Raw genomic sequence first — 244 nt, 5'->3', positions numbered from 1 at the left:
GTGCAGCACACAACGTCGGGTTTCCGGTGCTGTCCCAGCTCATTGCCCCCGATACCGTGAACACGGTCATGGGCTATTTATTGGCAGTGTGGGCATGCGGCAAGTTTGCCGGGGCGCGTGCAGCACACAACGTCGGGTTTCCGGTGCTGTCCCAGCTCATTGCCCCCGATACCGTGAACACGGTCATGGGCTATTTATTGGCAGTGTGGGCATGCGGCAAGTTTGCCGGGGCGCGTGCAGCACA

At 60.7% G+C, this 244-nt stretch carries 1 pseudogene; it reads left to right on the top strand.

Going from position 1 to position 244, the window contains the following annotated elements:
• Positions 1–244, top strand: a pseudogene (locus JBE38_RS27785) (hypothetical protein); the annotation flags it as partial.

Source organism: Pseudomonas sp. ICBG1301 (genome assembly GCF_016918385.1).
Taxonomy (GTDB): Bacteria; Pseudomonadota; Gammaproteobacteria; order Pseudomonadales; family Pseudomonadaceae; genus Aquipseudomonas; species Aquipseudomonas palleroniana.
This window is presented reverse-complemented; position numbering and strand designations above follow the sequence as displayed.